This is a genomic window from Arthrobacter sp. NPDC057388, assembly GCF_042668165.1.
In the GTDB taxonomy this organism is placed as follows: domain Bacteria; phylum Actinomycetota; class Actinomycetes; order Actinomycetales; family Micrococcaceae; genus Arthrobacter.
Window position 1 is genome coordinate 1 of the sequence record NZ_JBHVBL010000028.1, and the last position, 23,373, is coordinate 23,373.

21 protein-coding genes are annotated in these 23,373 nt (G+C 66.7%); 2 read left to right on the forward strand and 19 right to left on the reverse strand.

All coding sequences use genetic code 11. From position 1 onward, the window contains the following. Positions 1-117: 117 nt before the first annotated feature. Positions 118-1,200: a LacI family DNA-binding transcriptional regulator gene (locus ACFUTU_RS13905; RefSeq protein WP_377965198.1), complete on the forward strand. Its 1,083-nt coding sequence runs from the start codon at positions 118-120 to the stop codon at positions 1,198-1,200. Between the two features lie 45 nt (positions 1,201-1,245). Here ACFUTU_RS13905 and ACFUTU_RS13910 read toward each other — a convergent pair whose 3' ends face one another. From ACFUTU_RS13910 to ACFUTU_RS13940, 7 genes are all read right to left on the reverse strand, one after another. Next, a complete protein-coding gene (locus ACFUTU_RS13910; RefSeq protein WP_377965200.1) occupies positions 1,246-2,664 on the reverse strand; it encodes a glycoside hydrolase family 32 protein in 1,419 nt (472 codons plus the stop codon). 33 nt (positions 2,665-2,697) lie between these two features. Further along, complete coding sequence (locus ACFUTU_RS13915; RefSeq protein ID WP_377965202.1) at positions 2,698-3,597, reverse strand: carbohydrate ABC transporter permease; 900 nt, start codon at positions 3,595-3,597, stop codon at positions 2,698-2,700. An 8-nt stretch (positions 3,598-3,605) separates the two neighbouring features. Continuing rightward, positions 3,606-4,604, reverse strand: a complete 999-nt coding sequence (locus ACFUTU_RS13920; protein ID WP_377965204.1) for a carbohydrate ABC transporter permease — start codon at positions 4,602-4,604, stop codon at positions 3,606-3,608. Next, positions 4,601-6,022: an extracellular solute-binding protein gene (locus ACFUTU_RS13925; RefSeq protein WP_377965206.1), complete on the reverse strand. Its 1,422-nt coding sequence runs from the start codon at positions 6,020-6,022 to the stop codon at positions 4,601-4,603. The genes ACFUTU_RS13920 and ACFUTU_RS13925 overlap by 4 nt, the downstream gene beginning before the upstream one ends. Before the next feature lie 284 nt (positions 6,023-6,306). Further along, the gene (nrdR, locus tag ACFUTU_RS13930) at positions 6,307-6,915 is read right to left on the reverse strand and encodes a transcriptional regulator NrdR (RefSeq protein WP_377965208.1); all 609 of its coding nucleotides are present in this window, start codon (positions 6,913-6,915) and stop codon (positions 6,307-6,309) included. A gap of 220 nt (positions 6,916-7,135) precedes the next feature. Beyond that, on the reverse strand, positions 7,136-8,530 hold the full coding sequence (gene hisD, locus ACFUTU_RS13935) for a histidinol dehydrogenase (RefSeq protein WP_377965210.1): 1,395 nt from the start codon (positions 8,528-8,530) through the stop codon (positions 7,136-7,138). Positions 8,531-8,595: 65 nt separating this feature from the next. After that, positions 8,596-9,153, reverse strand: coding sequence for a hypothetical protein (locus ACFUTU_RS13940; RefSeq protein ID WP_377965212.1), 558 nt, complete (start codon positions 9,151-9,153; stop codon positions 8,596-8,598). Positions 9,154-9,302: 149 nt separating this feature from the next. Between ACFUTU_RS13940 and ACFUTU_RS13945 the strand changes: the two genes are divergently transcribed. Next, complete coding sequence (locus ACFUTU_RS13945; protein ID WP_377965214.1) at positions 9,303-9,803, forward strand: flavin reductase family protein; 501 nt, start codon at positions 9,303-9,305, stop codon at positions 9,801-9,803. A 15-nt stretch (positions 9,804-9,818) separates the two neighbouring features. Here ACFUTU_RS13945 and dnaE read toward each other — a convergent pair whose 3' ends face one another. The 12 genes from dnaE to murG all read right to left on the reverse strand — a co-directional run bounded on the left by dnaE (position 9,819) and on the right by murG (position 23,367). Then, on the reverse strand, positions 9,819-13,376 hold the full coding sequence (gene dnaE / locus ACFUTU_RS13950) for a DNA polymerase III subunit alpha (RefSeq protein ID WP_377965216.1): 3,558 nt from the start codon (positions 13,374-13,376) through the stop codon (positions 9,819-9,821). A 52-nt stretch (positions 13,377-13,428) separates the two neighbouring features. Continuing rightward, the gene (locus tag ACFUTU_RS13955; RefSeq protein ID WP_377965218.1) at positions 13,429-14,355 is read right to left on the reverse strand and encodes an RluA family pseudouridine synthase; all 927 of its coding nucleotides are present in this window, start codon (positions 14,353-14,355) and stop codon (positions 13,429-13,431) included. Next, positions 14,348-14,920, reverse strand: coding sequence for a signal peptidase II (gene lspA / locus ACFUTU_RS13960; RefSeq protein WP_377965220.1), 573 nt, complete (start codon positions 14,918-14,920; stop codon positions 14,348-14,350). The genes ACFUTU_RS13955 and lspA overlap by 8 nt, the downstream gene beginning before the upstream one ends. Positions 14,921-15,001: 81 nt before the next feature. Further along, on the reverse strand, positions 15,002-15,697 hold the full coding sequence (locus tag ACFUTU_RS13965; RefSeq protein ID WP_377965222.1) for a DivIVA domain-containing protein: 696 nt from the start codon (positions 15,695-15,697) through the stop codon (positions 15,002-15,004). 168 nt (positions 15,698-15,865) lie between these two features. Continuing rightward, a complete protein-coding gene (locus tag ACFUTU_RS13970; protein WP_377965224.1) occupies positions 15,866-16,153 on the reverse strand; it encodes a YggT family protein in 288 nt (95 codons plus the stop codon). A gap of 134 nt (positions 16,154-16,287) precedes the next feature. Then, positions 16,288-16,818 (reverse strand): cell division protein SepF, encoded by a 531-nt coding sequence (locus ACFUTU_RS13975; protein ID WP_377965226.1) that lies wholly within the window; start codon positions 16,816-16,818, stop codon positions 16,288-16,290. Positions 16,819-16,907: 89 nt separating this feature from the next. Continuing rightward, a complete protein-coding gene (locus ACFUTU_RS13980) occupies positions 16,908-17,645 on the reverse strand; it encodes a YggS family pyridoxal phosphate-dependent enzyme (RefSeq protein WP_377965228.1) in 738 nt (245 codons plus the stop codon). Then, entirely contained in the window at positions 17,638-18,366 is a 729-nt protein-coding gene (locus ACFUTU_RS13985) for a polyphenol oxidase family protein (RefSeq protein ID WP_377965230.1), read from the reverse strand. Before ACFUTU_RS13985 ends, ACFUTU_RS13980 begins: the two co-directional genes overlap by 8 nt. Positions 18,367-18,433: 67 nt before the next feature. Then, positions 18,434-19,666 (reverse strand): cell division protein FtsZ, encoded by a 1,233-nt coding sequence (ftsZ, locus tag ACFUTU_RS13990; RefSeq protein ID WP_307101284.1) that lies wholly within the window; start codon positions 19,664-19,666, stop codon positions 18,434-18,436. A gap of 218 nt (positions 19,667-19,884) precedes the next feature. Further along, a complete protein-coding gene (locus ACFUTU_RS13995; protein ID WP_377965232.1) occupies positions 19,885-20,898 on the reverse strand; it encodes a cell division protein FtsQ/DivIB in 1,014 nt (337 codons plus the stop codon). Then, positions 20,891-22,270, reverse strand: a complete 1,380-nt coding sequence (gene murC, locus ACFUTU_RS14000) for a UDP-N-acetylmuramate--L-alanine ligase (RefSeq protein WP_377965234.1) — start codon at positions 22,268-22,270, stop codon at positions 20,891-20,893. The genes ACFUTU_RS13995 and murC overlap by 8 nt, the downstream gene beginning before the upstream one ends. Next, the gene (gene murG / locus ACFUTU_RS14005; protein ID WP_377965236.1) at positions 22,267-23,367 is read right to left on the reverse strand and encodes an undecaprenyldiphospho-muramoylpentapeptide beta-N-acetylglucosaminyltransferase; all 1,101 of its coding nucleotides are present in this window, start codon (positions 23,365-23,367) and stop codon (positions 22,267-22,269) included. The genes murC and murG overlap by 4 nt, the downstream gene beginning before the upstream one ends. Positions 23,368-23,373: the final 6 nt, after the last annotated feature.

The following is a 23,373-nucleotide window of genomic DNA, read 5'->3' on the forward strand; positions in this document are numbered from 1 at the left end:
GGGCAGACACAGTGTCTGCCGCCTTCGGCGTTTTCATTGGAGCCGGGCACCATTTAGCTCACACGAGTTAGGTAAACTGCAGCCAAGCAGTAATTTGCACAGCCAAAGGATGGGTCCATGAAGCGCAAGGCCACCGCCCTCGACGTCGCCAAGCTGGCAGGCGTCTCGCGCAGCGCCGTGTCGCTGGTGCTGAACGGCCGCGGCAACGGCAACGTGGCGCTCGAGAGCCAGCAGCGGATCCGCGATGCGGCGGCGGCGCTGAACTACTCCCCCAACAAGATCGCCCTGAGCCTGCGCAACCAGCAGTCGCGGATCATCGGCATCGTTTCCGACCAGGTGGTGACCAGCCCGTTCGACGGCAACATCATTGCCGGTGCTGATGCCGTCGCCCGGGAACACGGCTTTGTCACCGTGGTCATGGATACGGAGCTGGACGAGTCCCGCGATGAGAGCGCCGTTGAGACGCTGCTGGACCGCCAGGTGGACGGCCTGATGTACGTGACCGTGGGCCTGCGTCCCCTGCATGTGCCGCCGAACATGGCCCGGGTCCCGTCAATCCTGGCCAACTGCTTTGACGACAGACCGGACGCCGGACTGCCGGCCGTGATACCCGATGAGGTCCGCGGCGGCCGGGAAGCCGCCGGGCACGTCATGGGCCTCGGCCACCGGGACATCGCCTTCCTCGCCGGCGACTCGCTGACCCCCGCAGCGCCGCGGCGGATCGAGGGCTACCGTGAGGCGTTCAAGGGCGCGGGCATGTCCGTCAATGAGGACCGCGTCCTCCAAGTGGGCTGGGACATCGATGCGGGATTCCACGGAGCCATGAAACTGCTCGACGGCGTGGAGTCCGCGGCCCGGCCCACTGCCATCCTGTGTGCGAACGACCGCCTGGCCATCGGCGTCGTGCTGGCCTGCTACCGCCTGGGCCTGAGTGTGCCGCAGGATGTGTCGGTGATGGGCTACGACGATGAATTCCGGGTGGCCAAGACCATGGTCCCGGCACTCAGCACCATGGCCCTGCCGCTCCGGGAAATGGGGGCGGCCGCCATGACGGCGCTGCTTACCGAAGTCCAGTCCGTCCCGGGCGAAGAGTCCGACGGGGCGGGCCCGGCAACCGCTGCGGGATCAGGCACCGGGACCATGGTTCCCTGTCAGCTTGTGGTCAGGGATTCCACCGGACCGGTCCCGGCCGGGCGCTAACCCGGCAGGGACAAGAGCAAGCCTGCACGGCCGGTCCCGCACTGGCTAAGCCGGCCGCGCGAGTTCCCAGACGTCGGCCCTTGCTCCTGCCGGAAGGCGCAGCTGCCATTCCTCCCCGGCGGCAGGGTAGGCGCGGAGCGTCGTCGCCACCGAACCGGCACGGTAAACCTCCACCAGCGAAGCATCCACGAACACCCGCAGCTCCTCCCCCGGCAGCACGGTCCCGCTGAATACCGTCTGGCTGCTGCCGTTGCCAGCCAGCACGAGTTCGACGGCGGTGTCCCCGCCGTCGGCGGCAGGTGAACCATCGGCAAAACCCCCGGGGCCTACCGTCACCACTGCCTCGGCAAACGCCGGCAGCGTCGCCATCCGGGAAGCCTTGCTGATCAGCAGCGTTCCACGGTAGGCGCCGACCTCAGGGGCGGGCGTGACTGCCAGGGCACCGTCCACCACCGAGAGTTCGCGCGGAAAAGTCAGGACCCCGGCCCACCCGGCGGCGTCGATTTCGTCCTGGCTGCGGCCGCGCCGTCCGTCGCGGCCCGGGCCTTCATTGGCCCAGCCCCACAGCAGGGCCCGGTCCTGCAGAGCCACCACCTGCGGAGCGTAGAAGTCCCGACCGAGGTCCGACTTGCCCCCGGCCCGGGGGGTGAACACCGGCAGCCCCGTCTCCGGATCTGCGGTGAGCGACCCAACCAGGTGGCCTACGCCGTTGGCGTGCTCGTGCGCATCACCGGAGAGCCAGAGCGAGAACATCATCAGCCAGGTGCCCGGTTCTGTGGAGCTGGCATCCGGCACCCGGACCAGCTGCGGGCATTCCCAGATCTCGGCCGGGGTGAACTCTGCGGCTACGGGGTTCTCCGATGTCAGCCAGATGCCCTGGTACTTCCAGTCGGACATGTCGTCGACCGTGTACAGGAGCAGCGCGGCGTGCCCGGTGGCCAGCCCCGCGCCCTGCATGGCGTACCGCCTGCCGTTGAAGCGGAAGATAAAAGGGTCCCGCACCGCGGTGACCGCTCCGCCGGCCGGCATCGTGGCTGCCACATGGCCCGTCTGCTCCCAGCGGACCAGGTCCTCCGACCCGCGGGCGATGACCACCTGCGAGTGGCCTCCGTCGCCGCGCACGCCGGAGTATGCCGCGGTGGGAACACCGCCGTCGTCCGTCACCACACCGGTCCAGCAGCCGTACTCGTCCGGGCCGCCGTCCTGCGGGCGGAGCGCCACGGGGTGTTCCTCCCAGCTGACCAGGTCGGCCGAACTCACGTGGCCCCAGGCGATCCTGTGGTGCCGGGCCGAGTCCGGGTTGTACTGGAAGAAGACGTGGTACCGGCCGTTGATGAAGCTGATGCCGTTGGGATCGTTGATCCAGCCCTGTGCCGGGCGCGGGTGGAACCGGGGGAAGGCAGGGTCGGGGTGGGCGGCGGCTACGTCGTCAAAGTAAACGGCGGCGAGGTCCGGGGAGGGCATGGCGGGGCCTTTCGGGGCTGGAGGGAGATAGGGTTATTTGCCGGTGCCGGCCGTGAGGCCGTCCTGCAGTGCGCGCTGGCCGAAGATGAAGACCACCAGCGCCGGAATCATGGACAGGACCACGCCGGCGAGCACCACGGAGATACTGCCGGTGCCGAGGTTGCCCTGGAGCGAAACGAGTCCCAGCGGAAGCGTGAAGTTCTGCTCGGAAATGGTGAGGATGAGCGGGCGGAAGAACTCGTTCCAGTGGAAGTTGAAGGCGAGAATTCCCACAATCGCCATTCCGGGCATCGCCAGCGGCGCGTATACCGAACGGAACGTGCGCCACGGGCTGGCTCCGTCAATGGAGGCCGCTTCGGCCAGTTCGGCCGGGAGCCCCATGAAGTACTGGCGCATCAGGAAGGTGCCGAACGCCGTCGGGATCGCCGGCAGGATCAGCGCGAGCAGCGTGTCCGAGAGGCCCATGCCGCGGATCAGCATGAAAACGGGCACAATCGTCACCTGCACCGGCACCATCATGGTGGCCAGCACGATCGAGAAAAGCGCCCCCCGGCCGCGGAATTTCAGGTGGGCGAACGCGTACCCCGCCAGCGCCGCCGAAATCATCTGGCCCACTGCGATCAGCCCGGTCACCAGGGCACTGTTGAGCACCAGCAGGAAGATGTTCAGCTGCTGGAACACTTCCCCGTAGGAGGTGAAGTCCGGGTTCCAGGGAATGAACGACGGCGGCAGCTTGAAGGATTCCGACGGAGACCGCAGTGAAGTGGACAGGGTCCACAGCACCGGGCCCAGCGTCAGCGCGGCCGCCAGCAGCAGCAGGAGGACGCGGGCGGCGAAGCTCCAGTTGAACCTCTTCCGGTTGGGCGTTGCGGGGAGGCCCTCGGACAGCCGGGGGGAATGTCCGGCCAGGCTGTGGTCAGTTGTGGTTGTCATGGCTGGCCTTACTGGTAGAAGACGAATCGCTTGCTGAGCCGGAACTGTGCGGCCGTGATGGCCATGATGATCAGGGTGAGCAGCACGCCGATCGCGGATGCCTGGCCGAACTCGAGCCGCTGGAATGCCGATTCGAAGATCACCATGACCGCGGTCCGGGTGGAGTCGCCAGGGCCGCCGCGGGTCAGGACGTAGGGCTGGTCGAATACCTGCAGGGCGCTGATGATGGCCATTACCGAAGCCACCAGCGTGGTGGGGCTCAGCAGCGGCAGCGTCACGTGGAAGTGCTTGCGCCAGCCGGTGGCGCCGTCGATCGAGGCCGCCTCGTACGTCTCCACGGGAATGGAGGCCAGTCCGCCGATGAACAGCAGGAAGGAGAATCCGAAGTTCTGCCACACGTACACGAGGATCACGACGGCCGCGGACCCGCCTGGCGTGGTCAGCCAGGGCACCGCCGGAATGCCCACGAGGGACAGGAACCAGTTGACCACGCCGAACTGTTCGTTGAAGAGGTACCGCATGAAGATGGATACCGAGGCGGCGGAGAGGATCAGCGGAAAGAAGAAGGCGGACCGGAAAAACACGCGCAGCCACGCCGGCATCTTCTCCTGCACCATGACCGCCAAGGCCAGGGCGAGGCCCAGCTGGAGGGTCACGGCCACCACCACGAACACGATGGTGTTCACGAAGGACACCCGGACAGTGGGGTCCTGCACGACTTCGGAAAAGTTATCGAGGCCCACAAAGTGCGGTGCCGAAATGATGTCCCACCGGAAGAAGGCCAGGATCACGGAGGCAACAATGGGGATCAGTGTGAACAGGCCCATGCCGAGGATAGTGGGGGCCAGGAAGATCCAGGCCAGCCAGCGCTGGCTGTGCCTGCCGCTGCTTCCACGTCGGGTTCCCGCGTGGGGGGCGCCGGGTGCGCCTTCAGCGCGGGCCGCTGCCGTGCCCGGCCGGCCGGCAGCCCGCTTCGGCCGCTCCCGCGGCGGGGTGGTGGTGCTCATGGCTGCCTCCTCAGGGCCAGTTCAAGGTCGCGCTGCATGGAGGCAAGGGCCTGCTTGAGCTGCCGCTCGTCCCCGCTGACCGCGAGCGATACATTCTTCATCAGGGCCGTCTCGACGGCGGCCTGCTGGGGTGGTGCCGGGATGGGGCCTGTGGCGGGGAACCGGTCGAGCGTGTCGTAGAAGACCTTCCAGTGGGCGGGCCCCTTGCCGGCATACAACTGTTCGTTGACCATGGAACGGCGTGCCGGCGTCGTAACCGGGCTGGGGAAAATCAGCTCCATGGCCTCACGGCTGGAGCTGAACTTGATCCATTCCCAGGCGGCGTCCTTGTCCTTGGCGGTCTTCATGATCGCGTAGCCTGCGGTGCCAAACTGGTGGCGCTGGGTCCGCCAGCGCGGGAAGAACTGGACGTCGAAGTCGTTCGCGCCCATCCCCGCTTCATGCAGGCCCTGCACCCAGTAGCCGCCGGCGGGTGTGGTCCCGATGCGGTTGGAGGCGAACAGCCCCACCAGGGAGCTGCCGCCGCCTTCCTCCGGCCGGACGCCCAGGCCGTCCTTGACCAGCCCGCGGAGGTAGTCGAAGGACTCGAACACGCGGTCGTCGTCTGCGTTGGGTTCCAGCCACTGGTAGCCGCCGGAGCGGAGGCCACGGGAGGGGTCGTTGGCGTAGAAGCCGTCCCAGAGCCATTCGCCGCCGGCAGACCTGGTTTCCCGGAGGAAGCTGGTGTCGTTGGCGTAAAGCCACGGCACCACGCCGCCGAAGAGCCTGTTCGTCCAGTAGTAGGGCGTGAAGTCCGAGGTCCGCGCCTTGCGCATGGCCGCGAGGCTGTTGCGGAAGTCGAGGTGCGTCCAGTCGTCCGCCGGCCGTTCCAGTCCTGCCTGTGCAAAGGCGGCGGTGTTGTAGTACATGTTGGCCGCGTTCCAGTCCATGGGGAGCTGGTAGAGGCTGCCCCTGTACATGAAGGCTTCCACCAGGCTGGGGTGGACGTCGTCGAAGAACTCCCTCATGTCCGCGGCGTCGCGGCGGATGTATTCGTCCAGCGGGTGGGCGAGCTTTTCCGCGAAGAGCTGGGCGCCTTCAGTGGCCACATAGACCACGTCCGGCGGTGTTCCCGCTGCCACCATGGTGAGGATCTTGGTGAAGAAGTCTTTCCAGTCCACGGCCTGGATGGCCTGGACCTTAACCCTGAGCTCCGAGTGGAGCCGGGTGAATGCGTCAATCGCGCGCTGCCGGGCGGCAGCGTCTGCGGCGGTGCCCATGATGGCGATGCTGAGGCTGTTGTCTCCGCGGCCCGGAATGTCCGTGCCGGAGAGCCGCGGCCACGACGCCACGGTTGCTCCGATGATTCCCGCGCCGAGGGCACCAAGGGCGGTACGGCGGGTGATCTCCCGCAGGTGCCCGTTTGTGGCTCCGGTCATGTTCAATTCCTTCCTAACACGTGTTAGGAACTGTAGAGGAGGCACCTAACACGTGTCAAGCGTCACATTAGATCAACTGGCTGCTGTTCCTCAGCTGTGGAGTGGTGCCCCGGTTTGCTCTTGATGAAAAGGCAGCCGGGACGGCGAAAGCACCCGACCATAATCCGGTCGGGTGCTTCTGGAGCTTTATGCTTCTGCCGCTTAATGCTTCTGCCGCACAAGGCATTGCGGCACTGGAGCCGGTGGCGGCTGCGGCTTCCCCTCCGCTGCCGCCACCGGAGACTTTAGAGCGCGCTCTTCGCGGTGTTCTTTGCTGCCGCGTTCTTCACGGCGCTCTTCGCCGGGGCGTTTTTTGCGTCCTGGCTCTTGACGCCGGAGTCCCCGCCCCCGGCGCCTTGGGATTCGGGGGACTTGCTGTCCGCCGCGGGCGTTTCTTTGGTCTCGGCGTCGGACTCGTGCCGGAGCAACGCAATGGCTGATTCGAAGTCCTCCAGGGATTCAAAAGCCTGGTAGACGCTGGCGAACCGGAGGTACGCCACCTTGTCCAGCTTCTGAAGGGGGCCCAGGATGATCAGGCCAACCTCGTGGGCGTCGATTTCGGCCGCACCGGAGGCCCGGATGTTCTCTTCGACCTCCTGCGCCAGCATGGCGAGGTCGTCCTCGCTGACCGGCCGGCCCTGGCAGGCCTTGCGGACGCCGTTGATCACCTTGCTGCGGCTGAAGGGCTCGCCCACGCCGGACCGTTTGATCACAGACAGGCTGGTGGTTTCCACGGTGGTGAAGCGGCGGCCACACTCGGGGCACTGCCGGCGACGGCGGATGGCAGAGCCGTCGTCGGCCATCCGGCTGTCCACCACGCGCGAATCAGGGTTGCGGCAGAACGGACAGTACACGCTGCTCCTCCCCTGGTGATGATAGACGCGTAATGGTAGACGCGTGGCATTCGACGCATGACATCAGGCGCATGGCATCAGGCGCATGACAGTACACGCTCCCGCCACCAGTTTACGGCTGCACCTGCAAGAATAACAAGCCTGTAATTACTACATGTAGTGGGCCGGCACTACATGTAGTGGTCAGCGGGGACGGCCGGAGGCCGCAGACAGGCGGTGGTCAGCGGGCCGCCTGAAAGCGTACGGTGACCGCGTCGCCGTGCGCCGGCAGGTCCTCCGCGCCGGACAGGCTGACGATGTGGCCGCTGACCTGCCCAAGCGCCGCCTCGGAGTAGTTGATGACCTGGATGGCACGGAGGAACGTGGTGACGTTCAGTCCAGACGAGAAAGCTGCCGTGCCGCTGGTGGGAAGCACATGGTTGGAGCCGGCGCAGTAGTCGCCCAGGCTGACAGGGCTGTAGTCGCCGACGAAGATGGCACCCGCATTCCTGATCCGGGCCGCCACGGCGGGCGCATCCGCGGTCATGATTTCCAGGTGCTCGGCCGCGTAGGCGTCGCAGGCCGCGATGCCCTGCCCGAGGTCGTCGACGAGCACGACGCCGGACTGCGGGCCGGACAGCGCCTCGCGGACCCGCTGGCTGTGTTTGGTGGATGCCGCCTGCAGTTCCAGCTCCTCACGGACATCCGCGGCGAGCTGGGGGGAATCCGTAATCAGGACCGAGGCGGCCTTGGGATCGTGCTCGGCCTGGCTGATCAGGTCCGCGGCGACGAACGCGGGCCGGGCGGTGGAATCCGCGAGGATGGCGATTTCGGTGGTGCCGGCCTCGGAGTCGATCCCCACCACGCCCTTGACGAGGCGCTTGGCCGTGGCCACGAAGATGTTCCCCGGCCCGGTCACGACGTCGACCGGTTCCAGGGCGGGGGCGCCGGCCCCGCCGGGCACCCCGTAGGCGAAGGCAGCGATGGCCTGCGCGCCGCCGATCGCGTACACCTCGCCGATCCCCAGCAGCGCCGCAGCGGCAAGGATGGTGGGGTGCGGAAGACCGCCGAAGTCCTTCTGCGGCGGCGAAGCGAGTGCGATCGAGTCCACGCCTGCGGCCAGCGCGGGAACCACGTTCATGATCACTGAGGACGGGTAGACCGCCAGGCCGCCGGGAACGTAGAGGCCCACGCGCGCCACAGGCACCCACTTCTGGCTCACCACTGCCCCGTCGCCAAGGGAGATGTCGACGTCGGCCGGACGCTGTCCGTCCGCGAAGCGCCGGGCGCGGCTGATGGATTCTTCAAGGGCCGAACGCACATCCGGGTCCAGGCCGTCCAGAGCTGACTGGAGGGCCTCTGCCGGAACCCGCGGGTGGGCCTGCTCGACGCCGTCGAAGGTCCGGGCGAAGTCCGCAAGGGCGGCAAAGCCGCGCTGGCGGACGGCGGTGATGATGTCGGTGACCTTCTCCTCGGCGTCCGCGACTGTCTGCTGCCGTGCCCGGGGCACTGCCTCGCGGAGCTCGGCCAGGCTGAGGGTCCGCCCGCGCAGGTCAACAGTGCGGAAATCGACGGCAGGCGTGTTCTGGCGTCCCTGGGAATTTGCGGTTGCGGGGCTGTCCGGAGAAGTGGTCACCGGTTCATTTTACGCGCCGCGGCCGCTGCCCATGCCGTTGTTACCGCCCTGCTGACGCTGGACGTTTACTGCCACGTGCGGGCGTCGTCCGCGTCGTGGTCCGCGGAGGAGCGCAGCAGGGCGATGATGCGCAGGACGAAGAAGCCGGCGGCCACGGCCGCAGGCCACAGGACGAGGACCGTCAGGGACCGCAGCGAGAACGCAACACTGGCATTGGCCGAGGTGTCCTGCGGACCGCCCAGCCACCCCCCTGCCAACACACCCGTCTGCCAGGCCAGGACAGCTGCCGCGGCACTGGCAGCGACGGAGAGCAGCAGCAGCCGCCGCGTCCCGCCGTCACCCCGTCCGGAAAGCAGCACAGCCACCAGGCAGCCCGCGAGGACAAACAATCCGGCGAGCACCAGGTCCCGGGGCAGCCAGCCCTGGGTGTTGGTCCCGGAAGCCAGCGCGGCGTTTCCTGAAATGAGGTTCTGCCCGCCCGGTGCCAGAACCCACCACAGGAGCCCGGCCGGAACACCGGCGGCGATGATTCCTGCCACCCACACCCAGTCCCGGCGGGGACGCCGGCGGGCGGCCCGGGCCTCCTCGGAGGTGCGGACCGGAGGGCGTGCAGGCTGGGTCATGAAGAAACGCTAACAAATGTGGCCCCCAATTGCTGGCCGGGTGGCCGCCACATATGCTGCCAGGCGCCGGAGTGCCCCATCGGGCCCGAAGCCCAATAGTCTTGTAGTAGAGGCACAATCGACACGGATGAGGCAGGGAGATCGATTTCATGACGTCAGATGATGTCGCGTTCGAAGGCACCTTCAAAGAGATGTTCCGCCGGCACGCGGCAGGCGTCGCCATCATCACGGTGAACTACGACGGCGTCCCGTACGGCTTCACGGCAACCTCCGTTGCCTCGCTGTCCGCCAAGCCGCCGCGCTTCACCTTCAACATGGCGCGCAGTTCCAGTTCCTGGCCGGCCGTGGCCAACACCACGTACATCGGTGTGCACATGCTGGGCCTGGAGAACCAGGAGCTGGCCGACCGTTTCGCCCGCACGAAGGAACGGTTCGCCGGCGACCATTGGGCCCACGGCCCTTACGACGTGCCAGTGCTCAAGGACGTCGCCGGCTGGCTGATCGGCAAGATCCAGATGCGGCTGTCCTTCGAGAACAACGCCGTTGTAGTGGTCGAGGTGGTGGAAGGACAGGTGGGCGAGGACGGCTCGCCGCTGCTGTACCACTCGGGAACCTACGGCCAGCCGGTTCCGCTCGACTACGAGATCTAGGCGTCCCTGGGACTGTTAGGCATCCAGGCAGGCCGGGCCCAGCAGCACCTTGAGGTCACCGAACAGCGAGGGGTTCGGGTTCACCCTGAGGTGCACGGGCAGGGCCATGACCTCGATGCGGCTGTCGCCCTGCAGGTTCACGCGGACCTCTGAGTTGCCCCGGTGGTTGCGCAGCACGTCCCCCAGCTCCGTGACCACCGCCTCGGTGGCCTTGTGGGTGGGCATGGTGATCACCAGCGGCCCGTTGGTGCCCTGGCTGAGGTCGGGGACCGAGAGCTCCATGCAGTTCAGGGTCACGGCTCCGTCGTCGCGCCGCTGCAGACGGCCCTTGACCACCACAATCAGGTCTTCGGCGAGCACCGAAGCGATCGGGCCGTAGACCTGGCCGAAGAACATGACCTCCATGGAACCGCCGAGGTCCTCGATCTCAGCCCGCGCATAGGCGTTGCCGCTGGCCTTCGCGATCCGGCGGCTCAGTGAGGTGATCATGCCCGCGATGGTGACGATGGCGCCGTCGTGCGGCCCGTCCTCTGCGATGATCGAGGTGATGGACTGGTCGGCGTGCTGGCTGAGGACCCCTTCCAGGCCCTGCAGCGGATGGTCCGAAACGTACAGGCCCAGCATGTCGCGCTCAAACGCGAGTTTGTCCTTCTTCTCCCATTCCGGCAGTTCGGGAATTTCGATGCTGAGGGACGATTCGGACTCGGCCTCATCGAAGCCGGCGAAGAGGTCGAACTGGCCGATGGCCTCATTGCGCTTGAGCGTGATGACCGAATCAATCGCTTCTTCATGGACCATGGCCAGCGCCCGGCGGTGGTGGCCCAGCGAGTCAAAGGCCCCGGCCTTGATCAGGGATTCGATGGTGCGCTTGTTGCACACCACCGCCGGAACCTTCATGAGGTAATCCTTGAAGGAGGTGTAGGCGCCCTCCTTTTCGCGGGCGGCCACCATGGCTTCGACGACGTTGACGCCGACGTTGCGGATGGCGCCCATGCCGAAGCGGATATCCTCCCCGACCGGGGTGAAGTTCAGGGCCGACTCGTTGACGTCCGGCGGCAGCACGGTGATGCCCATGCGGCGGCATTCGTTGAGGTAGATGGCGGACTTGTCCTTGTCGTCGCCCACCGAGGTCAGCAGCGCGGCCATGTACTCCGGGGCGTAGTGCGCCTTCAAATAGGCGGTCCAGTAGGAGATCACACCGTAGGCGGCCGAGTGGGCCTTGTTGAACGCGTAGTCGGAGAAGGGCAGCAGGATGTCCCACAGGGTCTTCACGGCTTCCATGGAGTAGCCGTTGTCCTGCATGCCCTGGGAGAAGCCGGCAAACTGCTTGTCCAGTTCTGACTTCTTCTTCTTGCCCATCGCGCGGCGCAGAATGTCTGCCTGGCCCAGGGAATAGCCGGCGAGCTTCTGCGCCACGGCCATAACCTGCTCCTGGTACACGATCAGTCCGAACGTGCCGCCGAGGATGTCCTCCAGCGGTTCGGCCAGCTCCGGATGGATCGGGACGACTTCCTGGATCTTGTTCTTGCGCAGCGCGTAGTCGGTGTGGGCGTTGGCACCCATGGGGCCGGGCCGGTACAGCGCCAGCACCGCGGAAATGTCCTCGAAGTTGTCAGGCTTCATCAGCTTCAGGAGGGAGCGCATGGGCCCGCCGTCGAGCTGGAACACGCCCAGCGTGTCACCGCGGGCAAGCAGCTCATAGGAAGCTGCGTCATCCAGCTCAAGGGTTTCGAGGTCCAGCTCGATGCCGCGGTTCATCTTGATGTTTTCCAGTGCGTCGGAAATGATCGTGAGGTTCCGCAGCCCCAGGAAGTCCATCTTGATCAGGCCGAGGCCCTCGGACGTCGGGTAATCGAACTGCGTGATGACCTGGCCGTCCTGGAAGCGGCGCATGATCGGGATGACGTCGATGATGGGGTCCGAGGACATGATGACACCGGCAGCGTGCACGCCCCACTGACGTTTCAGGCCCTCGATGCCGAGCGCCGTCTCGAATACCTTGGCGGCCTCGGGATCGGTGCTGATCAGCTGGCGGAAGTCCCCTGCCTCGCTGTAGCGCTTGGCATCCTTGTTCTGGATGTCGGCGAGCGGAATGTCCTTGGCCATCACAGCCGGGGGCAGTGCCTTGGTCAGCTGCTCGCCCATGCTGAAGGGGTAGCCGAGCACGCGTGAGGAGTCCTTCAGCGCCTGCTTGGTCTTGATGGTGCCGTACGTGACGATCATGGCCACGCGCTCGTCGCCGTACTTGCGGGTCACATAATCGATGACCTCAGGGCGGCGCCGGTCATCGAAGTCGACGTCGAAGTCGGGCATGGAGACGCGGTCAGGGTTCAGGAACCGCTCGAAGATCAGGCCGTGCTGCAGGGGGTCGAGGTCGGTGATGCGCATGGCGTAGGCCACCATGGAACCCGCACCCGAGCCACGGCCCGGACCCACACGGATGCCGTTGTTCTTGGCCCAGTTGATGAAGTCGGCCACCACGAGGAAGTATCCGGGGAACCCCATGGAGGTGATGACGCCAAGCTCGTAGTCTGCCTGCTTCCGGACGTTGTCCGGGATGCCCTTGGGATATCGGTAACGGAGGCCCTTGTCCACTTCCTTGACCAGCCAGGACGTTTCGTCTTCGCCCTCCGGGCAGGGGAAGCGCGGCATGTAGTTGGCGCCGGTGTTGAAGGAGACCTCGCACCGCTCAGCGATCAGGAGCGTGTTGTCGCATGCTTCCGGGTGGTCGCGGAACAGTTCACGCATTTCCTGCGGCGACTTCAGGTAGTAGCCGCTGCCGGAGAACGCGAACCGGGAGCCGCCGTTGTCGTAGGTGGGCTCCAGGAGGGTGGAACCGGACTGGATGGCCAGCAGTGCCTCGTGTGCCTTGGCGTCGTGTTCGTGCGTGTAGTGGAGGTCATTGGTGGCCACGAGCGGGAGGTTGAGTTCCTTGGCCAGCCGCAGGAGGTCGCCCGTGACGCGGCGCTCAATGTCCAGCCCGTGGTCCATCAGTTCGCAGAAGTAGTTTTCCGCGCCGAAGATGTCCCGGAATTCGGCAGCGGCTTCCAGTGCTTCTCGGTACTGCCCCAGGCGGAGCCGGGTCTGGATTTCGCCGGAGGGGCAGCCGGTGGTGGCGATGAGCCCTTCCGAGTAGGTGTTGAGCAGCTCGCGGTCCAGGCGGGGCCACTTGCCGAAGACCGAATCCAGGGAAGCGATCGACGAGGCACGGAAAAGGTTCCGCATGCCCACATTGTTGTAGCTCAGCAGGGTCATGTGCGTGTAGGAACCGCCGCCGGAGACGTCGTCCTTCCGCTGGCTCTCGTCGCCCCAGCGGACGCGGCTCTTGTCCCCCCGGGCCGTTCCGGGCGTCACATAGGCTTCGACCCCGATGATGGGCCTGATGCCCTTGTCCGTGGCTTTCTTCCAGAAGTCGAAGGCGCCGAATAGGTAGCCATGGTCGGTGGTGGCCAGCGCGGGCATTCCCAGCCGCTCGGTTTCGTCGAACAGCTCGCCCAGCCGGGCGGCGCCGTCCAGCATGGAGTACTCGGTGTGGGTGTGGAGATGTACGAACGAGTCATTGCTGGAAGTCACCGGACCATTCTAGTGCCGACCCCCTGACACTTAATGCCGGCGTGCCGCCGGTTCAGGCCTTGCCCGACTCCAGGACGTCCAGCGCGTAGGCGAGATCCTCGGGGTATTCGCTGGTCACGGTGATGCGCTCCCCGGTGCGCGGGTGGTCAAAGCCCAGCTGGCGGGCATGCAGCCACTGCCGGGTGAGCCCCAGGGTGGCGGCAAGGCGGGGATCGGCCCCATACGTGAGGTCGCCGGCGCAGGGGTGGCGGAGGGCGGCGAAGTGGACGCGGATCTGGTGGGTCCTGCCGGTTTCCAGGTGCACCTCCACCAGGGTTGCCTTGCCGAACGCCTCGAGGACCTCGTAGTGGGTTACGGAGGGCCGGCCGTCCTCGATGACGGCGAAGCGCCAGTCGTGCCCGGGGTGCCGGCCGATCGGCGCGTCGATGGTGCCCTGCAGCGGATCCGGCAGGCCCTGGACCACAGCATGGTAGACCTTGTCCACGGTGCGTTCCTTGAACGCCCGCTTGAGGGCGGTGTAGGCGGGTTCTGTCTTGGCCACCACCATGACCCCGGAGGTCCCGACGTCGAGGCGGTGAACGATGCCGGCGCGTTCCGTGGCGCCGGACGTGGAGATGCGGTAACCGGCGCCGGCGAGACCGCCCACCACGGTGGGGCCCACCCAGCCTGGCGACGGATGCGCCGCGACGCCCACCGGCTTGTCGACCACCACGAAGTCGTCGTCATCCAGCAGGATCTTCAGGCCTTCCACAACTTCCTCCACGACTTCAAGGGGATCCCGGCGCTCGGGAACCGTCACATCCAGTACCGTTCCGGAGGCGAGTTTGGCTGACTTTCCCACGGGTTTGCCGCCGCTGGTCACGTTGCCTTCGGCGATCAGGGTGGCGGCGGACGAGCGCGACAGTCCCATCAGCTTGGCCAGCCCCGCGTCGACGCGGCTGCCGTCCAGCTCCTCGGGCACGACGAGCCGCTCAGACATCGTCGCCGCCTTCACGTTTGGCGACACTGTGGCGGGAACCGTCAAGGGCTATCCCCCGCAGGGTCAGCAGGCAGATGATGACCACCGACGAGACAACGGCCGAATCGGCGATGTTGAAGATCGCAAAGTTGGGCAGCTGGATAAAGTCCACCACGTGCCCCATGCCAAATGACGGCTCCCGGAAAAGCCGGTCTGTCAGGTTGCCCAGGGCGCCGCCGAACAGCAGCCCCAGCGCCAGCGCCCACCACACTGACCCGAGCTTTCGAAGCTGGAACAGGATGGCGACGGCGACCACCACCATGATGATCGAGAACACCCAGGTCACGTTCTCGCCGATGGAGAAGGCGGCGCCGGAGTTCCGGATGTAGTACCAGTGCAGCAGCGGGGGCAGCACCGGGATCCGCTCGCCCTCCACCATGGTGCTGGTCACCCACAGCTTGGTGAGCTGGTCGAAGACGTAGGCAAACACGGCCAGCCCCGCGAACAGGGACAGCAGGACGCCGCGCCGGGGCCGCGGTGATGATGAGGCTGGGTGCGCTGCGTCAGCGGCAAGGTCGTCAGTCATGGTGCTTTCATTCGGGGACCGTCGTTAATCACAAAAGCCGGTGGCCGAGGAATCCTCAGCCACCGGCCTTCAGAATACGTGCTAAACGGCAGCGCTGCTGCTTTCGCCAACCTCAGGGGCGGCAACGGAACCGCGGGCGTCGAGGTCGCGCAGCTGGCCTTCGATGTAGGCCTTCAGGCGTGAGCGGTAGTCGCGCTCGAAGCCGCGCAGCTGCTCCACCTTGCGCTCGAGGACCGAGCGCTGCTGCTCCAGCGCGCCGAGGATCTTGCGGGACTTCTCCTGCGCGTCGTTGACCAGGCTGCTGGCTTCGATCTGGGCCTCGGCGATGATCTTGTCGCGCTGCTGCTGGCCCTCGGCCACGTGGCGGTCGTGCATCTGCTGCGCCATGGCCAGCAGGCCGGCAGCGGACTCGGAGACGTTGGTGCTGGTGACGGCGGGTGCCTGCGCTGCAACCGGTGCGGCCTGCTCGGCTTCCTTCTTCTTGGCAGCTTCAGCAGCCTTGGCCTCGGCTTCGGCCTTCGCGCGTGCCTCGTCCTTTTCGGACTTGGACGGGGCGGGGACCTTCTCAACGACGGGGGCGACGGCAGAGGTGGCAGCCGGCGATCCGGAGCCGCCTTCGGCGAGCTTCTTGCGGAGTTCTTCGTTCTCCTGGTTCAGGCGCCGCAGTTCGACGACGATCTCGTCCAGGAAGTCGTCAACTTCGTCCTGGTCATAGCCTTCGCGGAACTTGGTCGGCTGAAAGCGCTTGTTGACAACGTCTTCTGGCGTCAAAGCCATCTGGTCACCTCGTTGGTCTAGTTCGTCAGGAGGCCTTCCGGCCGTCAAAACTACGGTACCTAAATATGGTCTGGTTCCTCTAATTCAACACCGTGGCGTCGAACAAAAGGTTCTTATGCTCCCGGGCATCCTTGCGGAACGGCCCCGGCGCTGCAAGCTGATATGAAGTTATGCAAGTGACTTGGTGATCCCCATGGCAATGCTGAGGCCGATGAACAGCACCAGGAACCCGAGGTCCAGCGACACGCCGCCCAGCCGCAGCGGCGGGATCAGGCGCCGCAGGACCTTCAGCGGCGGATCGGTCACCGAGTAGACCGCGTGAGCCGCCACCAATGCTACCCCCCGGGGGCGCCATTCCCGCGCGAACATCTGGACCCAGTCATAGACGAGGCGGACAATCAAAGCGACGAAAATGAACAGCAGGACGATGTAGACGAGCCCGAAAAGTATTCCCATGAGCTAACCCATTGTCTCCATGTTCATCACGGACACCTCGGTGCCCTGGGATTCTTGGCAGATTTTACTGCTCCCCTATTTCAGCACGGATGCCAGGCAGGTGCGTCCCTGCCTGGCATCCGGAGAGCCGTTTTTCAGCTTTGGTTGAAGAAACTTGCGGTGGCGTCGCTGGCCTTCTTGTCATCTCCGATGACTTCAACATACGACGGCGACAGCAGGAAAACCTTGTTCGTCACGCGCTCGATGCTTCCGCGCAGACCGAAGACAAGTCCGGCGGAAAAGTCGACCAGCCGCTTTGCGTCCGCTTCCCCCATGTCCGTCACGTTCATGATCACAGGGATGCCGTCGCGGAAGCTTTCGCCGATGAGCTTGGCGTCGTTGTAGGAGCGCGGGTGGATCGTGGTGATCTGCCGCAGTCCGGTGGTCTCTTCGCGGCTCGACGCCGCACGCTTAATGGGTGTCACGGGTGCGCGGTATTCCTCTTCGGCAGCTGGCGGCGCTTCACGGGTGACCTCTCGGAGCGGCGCCGGTGCGCGGCGCTCTTCACGGTCATGCTCCATTGAGTTGTCCTCATCCTTGTGCTGGGTGGAAAGCTCAGACTCGTAGTGTTCATCGCCGTCGGCGAGCCCAAGATAGATCATTGTCTTGCGCAGAGCGCCAGCCATGGTCGACTCCTAATCGTGTCCGGAAGCGGGCCGCCCAAAAGTCAAGACAGCATTGGAATCCCCGCCATTCACTTCCAATACGAGAGACGCTACCGCACCGCCGGGCGCGAACCGAGAATATCTGAGCCAATTCGGAGGTGTGTCGCACCGAATCGGACAGCAGCTTCCAGGTCCTGGCTCATGCCGGCCGAAATCCCCGTGGCGCCGGGGAAGTCCCGCTGCAGGCTGGTGGAAATGCCCAGCAGTTTCTCAAAGGCCTGGTCGGGATCCGCCCCCAGAGGGGCCACGGCCATGAGACCGGCCAGCCGGAGGCCTGCTGCGGCTTCGAGCTGCTCCGCCAGTTGCGGCACCTCGGCGGGGGCCGCCCCGCCGCGGTGGGCTCCGGCGTCGTCGTCCAGGCTGACCTGGATGAAACAGTCCAGGCTGCCGCGGCCAGTCTGCTCCTGCTGGGCCGCCATGGCCTTTTCCAGGGCCGTCACGAGCTGGGCCCGGTCCACCGAATGGACAGCAGAGGCGTAGCGGACCACCGTCTTGGACTTCTTGCTCTGGAGCTGGCCCACGAAATGCCAGGTGAGACCCAGGGCCTCGAGTTCCTCGGCCTTGGCGGACGCCTCCTGATCCCGGTTTTCACCGAAATCCCGCACGCCGAGCGATGCCAGCCGGCGGACATCCTCCGCCGGGTGGAACTTGCTGACCACGATCAGACGCGGCGGGTTGTCCTCGCGCCCGGACGCGGCGGCCGCACGTGCGATCCGCTGCTGGACGGCCTCCAGGCGCTCCCGCAGCTGTACCATCCGGGCGTCGCCCTGTTCCGGCTTATCAGTCATGGGCCCACACCAGTCCGGCGAACCGTCCGGACCGGGAGTCACGGCGGTACGAAAACAGGGTGTCATTTTCCAGCGTGCAGGGTCCGCGGTATTCAACGGGCACCCCGAGGGCATCGAGCTGACTGACGGCGCCGGCGGGCAGGTCGAGCGCCGGCGTTCCCCACGAGGTGGTGGACCGTGCCGACGGAAGGACGGCGGAGACCTGGTCACGGAGTTCTGCGGGCACCTCGTAGCAGCTTCCGCAGACGGACGGGCCCAGCCAGGCCCGGACGTCTGTTGCTCCGGCGGCGCGCATTTCCCCGACCGCCGCCGGGATGACTCCGGAGAACAAACCGGGGCGCCCGGCATGGACGGCAGCCAGCACGGGACCGGATGTGCCGGTACCCACCAGGACCAGCGGAATGCAGTCTGCCACCATCACCGCGAGCGGGTCGCCAAGCGACACCAGCGCGTCCGCCGTGGGGGCATCTGTGCCGGACTCGAAAGCCGCGCCGGGTACAGTCGTCGAACCGGATTCAATGACAACGGACACTTGGTTGCCGTGGACCTGGTTCATGTACTGGAACCTGCGCGGGGCGATGCCGGCGGTTTCCTCAAGGCGGGTCCTGCGGCGCAGGACCGCAGCGGCGTCGTCACCCACATGCAGGGCGAGGTTGCCGGCATCCGTATCGGTGAATGCCACGGACACCCCGGGCTTCACTTCAGCACGCCACAAAAACAAATCGGAACTCCGGCAGTCAGGGTCAGGAAAGGGGTAACTGCCGGGCGGGTGTCCGCCCGGCAGCGTCCTACTTCAGGAAATCGGGGACGTCGAGGTCATCGGAGCGGCTGCCGGTCAGGTCCGGCTCCACCACCGACGGAAGGTCGACGTCGAAACCCGAGTCTGCGGGGACAGCCGACGGGCGCTGCTGGCCCCAGCTGCTCAGGCCGGCGGCACCGACACCGGCATGCACGGGCTGGACGTGGACCTGCTGGCTGCCCGCGGACGGCTGGCTCTGCGGCGCAGCCGCCGGAACGGCCGGACGCTGCGGTGCAGCCTGCGGCTGCGACTGGTCCATGGACGGCGAGGTGGCCTTGACGTCGTCGAAGCCGGCCGCGATCACGGTGACGCGGGCTTCGTCGCCCAGGGCGTCGTCGATGACTGCGCCGAAGATGATGTTGGCTTCCGGGTGGGCCACTTCCTGCACCAGCCGCGCAGCCTCGTTGATCTCGAACAGGCCGAGGTCGGAGCCGCCCTGGATGGACAGCAGGACACCGTGGGCACCGTCGATGGAAGCTTCCAGCAGCGGGGAGGCGATGGCGAGTTCGGCGGCCTTGACCGCGCGGTCCTCACCGCGGGCCGAACCGATGCCCATCAGGGCTGAGCCGGCGCCCTGCATGACGGACTTCACGTCAGCGAAGTCAAGGTTGATCAGGCCGGGCGTGGTGATGAGGTCCGTGATGCCCTGGACACCGGACAGCAGGACCTGGTCAGCGGAGCGGAAAGCGTCCAGGACGGAGACGTTGCGGTCGCTGATGGACAGCAGGCGGTCGTTGGGGATCACGATCAGCGTGTCCACCTCGTCGCGCAGGGCATCGATGCCCGCCTCGGCGGAGCCGGCGCGGCGCCGGCCCTCAAAGGTGAACGGCCGGGTGACCACACCGATGGTCAGGGCGCCAAGGGAGCGCGCAATGCGGGCAACCACCGGCGCACCGCCGGTTCCGGTGCCGCCACCCTCACCTGCGGTCACGAAGACCATGTCCGCTCCGCGGAGGACTTCCTCGATCTCGTCGGCGTGGTCCTCGGCAGCCTGCTTGCCGACCTCGGGATTGGCCCCGGCACCCAGCCCGCGCGTCAGTTCCCGTCCGACGTCGAGCTTAACGTCGGCGTCGCTCATCAGGAGGGCCTGGGCATCGGTGTTGATTGCTATGAATTCGACACCGCGGAGACCCACCTCGATCATGCGGTTGACTGCGTTCACGCCACCGCCGCCGATGCCGACGACCTTGATGACGGCCAAGTAATTCTGCGGAGCTGCCACGTTACGTGTCCCTTGTTAGTGTCCTATTGCGAAAACTGATGGAGTCGGGCCCGAAGCCCTGGGCCTTGAAGCCCTAAACCTTAACCCTCCACTTGAAGGTTATAGTTATGTCAAGTAACTCACGTCTGTGACGCTATTTCCTATGCTGGCTACATTCAATAACCGCCACCGCGTGTCGTCCTAATCCCCGTGAAATACACGGGCATCACCATGTCGCATCACCGGGTCACCGGATGCCGCGGCACACTCACGTCGTAGGTGCTGACCGGGTTTGCGGGGTCGGCGGGCACCTTGAGCAGCGCCTCCAGCACCCGGGCCTTTAGCTCCTTCTCCCCCGCATTGCCCCAGATGACCGTCTGGCCGTCGAGCAGCTTCAGCTCCACTGCATCGACAGATTTGGCGGAGGCATTCGACAGCTTGGCGAGCACGTTGGCCGGAAGGGCACCGAGGACCTCGGCCGTTGCCTGGAACAGGTCCTTGCCGATGGTGCCGGCTCCGCCGTCGATGACCGGCAGCTTGACCGACGCGGGATCGGCGGTGGCGCCGAGCTTCACGCCATCAACGTCCACGAGCAGATACTCCTTGCCGCGCTTGACGAGGGCGACGGGAACGCGTTCCTGCACCTGCACCACCAGGACCGATGGCGGGTGGGCCTGCGTCCTGACGGACTTGATCTGGACGAGCGGCTTCAGCAGCGAGCCGATTTCGGCATCGGTGACCTGGGGCAGCGGCGTGCCCAGCACCGGCTTGAGGGCGGCCTGAACCTGCGCAGGCTTGAGCAGCTTTGTGCCGGTGACGCTCACGCTCCGGACCGCAAGTACCGGTGAGTAGATGGCGGCGACGATGATCCCCGCCACAATGGCCGCCGTGACGCAGGCCGCCACGATGATGTTGCGCCTGATGCGCCGGCCCCGGGGCTCGGGAAAGGCCAGCACGTTGTCCTGCGACGCACCGACCGGATTGTCCTGCGCTTTGCCCTTGGTCGGAGCCTTCTGCGTCCTGCCCTTCAGCGCACGGTCCTTCAGGGCGCTGAGCTTCTGTGCGCCGTCCTTCTGTGCGCTGCCCTGCTGCGCCGTTCCCTCCGGGACCACTTTGGATGCGGTGATCACGGCCGGGTTCCCGCCGTCGGGCTTCACCCCGGCTTCCCGGGATGCCGCGGTCCCCCGGGCTGGCTCGGTTTCCCGGGCAGCCGGCTTGGCCGGACGGTAGGTGGGGCGGCGGGTGCTAGCCACCGAGGGACTCCACGATGAGCGGCCCGTAAGCGGTGACGTCCCCGGCCCCTGCAGTGAGGATGATGTCGCCCGGCTGCGCAGCGGCAGTCACCGCGGCAACTGCCTCATTGCCGGCTCCGACCAGCCTGCCGCCGGCGCCCAGGTGCCCGGTGATAAGCGCGCTGGTCACGCCGGGGATGGGGTCCTCGCGGGCCGGGTAGATATCCAGCACCAGGGCGGTGTCAGCGGCGCCCAGGGCCTCGGCGAACTCGGTGGCAAATTCGCGGGTGCGGGAGAACAGGTGCGGCTGGAAAAGGACGTGCACCTTGTGCTCGCCCGCCACGGACCGTGCCGCAGCCAGGGCCGCACGCACCTCCGTGGGGTGGTGGGCGTAGTCGTCATACACCCGCACGCCCCGGCCCGCCCCCTTGTATTCGAACCGGCGCGACGCGCCGGAGAAATTGGCGAGGGCAGAGGCGGCCGCCTGGGCCTCCACACCGAGTTCCAGTGCCACCGCCATGGCAGCGGCAGCGTTCAGCGCATTGTGCCGTCCCGGGACCTGGAGCGCCAGCGGGAACCGGCCGCCCGCCGTCGTAACCGCCACCCTGCCCGGGCCGCCGTCGTCGAGCCGGAGGTCGGCTGCCTCGGAGGTGCCGTACAGAACAACGCGGGTGTTGCCCCGCTCCCGGGTGCGCAGGGCTAGGGCGTGGGCGCCGGCGTCGTCCGCGCATGCCACCAGCACACCGTCGGCGGGCAGCAGCGCGGTGAACCGGTCGAACGATTCGTACACGGCTTCGGCGGTGCCGTAATGGTCCAGGTGGTCCGGTTCGACATTCGTGACGACGGCGATCTGCGGGCGGTAGTTCAGGAACGAACCGTCGGATTCGTCCGCCTCGGCCACGAACACTTGGGAGCTGCCGTTCGCCGCGTTGACGCCGAGCGCCGGAACGTTGGCGCCGATCGCAAACGACGGGTCCAGGCCCGCGCCCTGCAGCAGCACGGTGATCATGGAGGTGGTGGTGGACTTCCCGTGGGTACCGGCCACAGTCACCACGAGGTCTTCGCCCATGGTGGCCGCCAAAGCTTCCGAGCGGTGCAGCACCGGCAGGCCGGCAGCGCGCGCGGCCTCGAGTTCCGGGTTGTCGGCGCGGATCGCCGAGCCGGCCACAACCGTCTGGGCATCACCGAGGTTGCCGGCGCCGTAGCCCACGCAGATCCGGGCACCGGCCGCAGCGAGCTCCTGCATGACCGGCAGGTCCTTGGCGTCCGAGCCGCTGACGGGAACCCCGCGCGCCACCATGATCCTGGCGACGGCCGACATGCCGACGCCCCCGATGCCGATGAAGTGCACGCGGCCCAGTGATTCCTGGCTGGGTGCTGCGTTGGTGGTCATTTGGATACCGCTTCCAGTACGAGGTCGGCCATGAGCTGGTCGGCATTGCGGATGCCGAGGTTCTCCGCGTTCGCCGCCATCGTGGCGAGCCGGGAACTGTCAGTCAGCAGCGGGATGAGGCTGCTGCGGACCCACTCCGGGGTGAAATCCCGGTCCGCCACCAGCAGGGCGCCGCCGGCGTCCACCAGTCCGCGGGCGTTGAGCGCCTGCTCGCCGTTGCCGATCGGCAGCGGCACGAACACCGCCGGCACGCCGACGGCGGCAACCTCGCTTACGGTGGCCGCGCCGGAGCGGGCGAGCAGCAGGTCGGCCGCGGCGTAGACAGTCTCCATGCCGTCCACGTATTCGAGCTGCCGGTAGCCGTCAGCGCTCAGGGTGTTGCCGTCTGCATCCGCCACCGACTTGCCGCGCCCGGTGATGTGGATGGTCTGGACGCCGGCCTGGGACAGCGCCTCAAGTGAGGCGGCAACGGTGCGGTTGATGCTCTGGGCCCCGGACGAGCCGCCGGTCACGATGAGCACCGGCTTGTTGGGCTGCAGGTCCAGGCTGCGCAGGGCACCGTCGCGTGCCGTTGCCCTGACCATGGCGGAGACTTCCCGGCGCATGGGCATGCCCACGTGGCGGGCATGGCGCAGCGGCGTGCCGGCGAAGGCCACCGCAACGTGCCGGCTCAGCCGCGCGCCTACCCGGTTGGCCAGCCCCGGCCGGGTGTTGGCTTCATGGATGACAATCGGGATTTTCCGCCGCCAGGCAGCGAGGTACATGGGGGTGCAGACGTAGCCGCCAACGCCCACGAGGACGTCGGCTTTGGCGTCGTCGAGGATGCGGCCGGCCTGCCGGACGGCGCCGGCGAGCCGGCCCGGAAGGCGGAGCAGGTCTGCCGAAGGCTTCCGTGGAAACGGGACGCGGTCGATGGTGGCCAGTTCCAGGCCCGCGGCGGGAACCAGCCTGGTTTCCATGCCGGAGGCTGTCCCGACGGCGAGCAGCCGCGCGTCGGGGCGGGCGTCCCGGATGGCCGCGGCGATGGCCAGCAGGGGGTTGATATGGCCTGCTGTTCCGCCGCCGGCGAGGACCACGGACAAGGACTCGTTTTTCATCAGGTG

Bases quoted from the DNA above. Each gene is read 5' to 3' on its own strand.
- ACFUTU_RS13905 (WP_377965198.1), top strand. From the start codon at position 118: ATGAAGCGCAAGGCCACCGCCCTCGACGTCGCCAAGCTGGCAGGCGTC.
- ACFUTU_RS13975 (WP_377965226.1), bottom strand. From the start codon at position 16,818: ATGGCTGGCGCTCTGCGCAAGACAATGATCTATCTTGGGCTCGCCGAC.
- murG (WP_377965236.1), bottom strand. From the start codon at position 23,367: ATGAAAAACGAGTCCTTGTCCGTGGTCCTCGCCGGCGGCGGAACAGCA.
- ACFUTU_RS13910 (WP_377965200.1), bottom strand. From the start codon at position 2,664: ATGCCCTCCCCGGACCTCGCCGCCGTTTACTTTGACGACGTAGCCGCC.
- murC (WP_377965234.1), bottom strand. From the start codon at position 22,270: ATGACCACCAACGCAGCACCCAGCCAGGAATCACTGGGCCGCGTGCAC.
- ACFUTU_RS13965 (WP_377965222.1), bottom strand. From the start codon at position 15,697: ATGGCTTTGACGCCAGAAGACGTTGTCAACAAGCGCTTTCAGCCGACC.
- ACFUTU_RS13955 (WP_377965218.1), bottom strand. From the start codon at position 14,355: ATGTCTGAGCGGCTCGTCGTGCCCGAGGAGCTGGACGGCAGCCGCGTC.
- ACFUTU_RS13980 (WP_377965228.1), bottom strand. From the start codon at position 17,645: ATGACTGATAAGCCGGAACAGGGCGACGCCCGGATGGTACAGCTGCGG.
- ACFUTU_RS13945 (WP_377965214.1), top strand. From the start codon at position 9,303: ATGACGTCAGATGATGTCGCGTTCGAAGGCACCTTCAAAGAGATGTTC.
- ACFUTU_RS13920 (WP_377965204.1), bottom strand. From the start codon at position 4,604: ATGAGCACCACCACCCCGCCGCGGGAGCGGCCGAAGCGGGCTGCCGGC.
- ACFUTU_RS13970 (WP_377965224.1), bottom strand. From the start codon at position 16,153: ATGGGAATACTTTTCGGGCTCGTCTACATCGTCCTGCTGTTCATTTTC.
- ACFUTU_RS13915 (WP_377965202.1), bottom strand. From the start codon at position 3,597: ATGACAACCACAACTGACCACAGCCTGGCCGGACATTCCCCCCGGCTG.
- lspA (WP_377965220.1), bottom strand. From the start codon at position 14,920: ATGACTGACGACCTTGCCGCTGACGCAGCGCACCCAGCCTCATCATCA.
- ACFUTU_RS13940 (WP_377965212.1), bottom strand. From the start codon at position 9,153: ATGACCCAGCCTGCACGCCCTCCGGTCCGCACCTCCGAGGAGGCCCGG.
- ACFUTU_RS13925 (WP_377965206.1), bottom strand. From the start codon at position 6,022: ATGACCGGAGCCACAAACGGGCACCTGCGGGAGATCACCCGCCGTACC.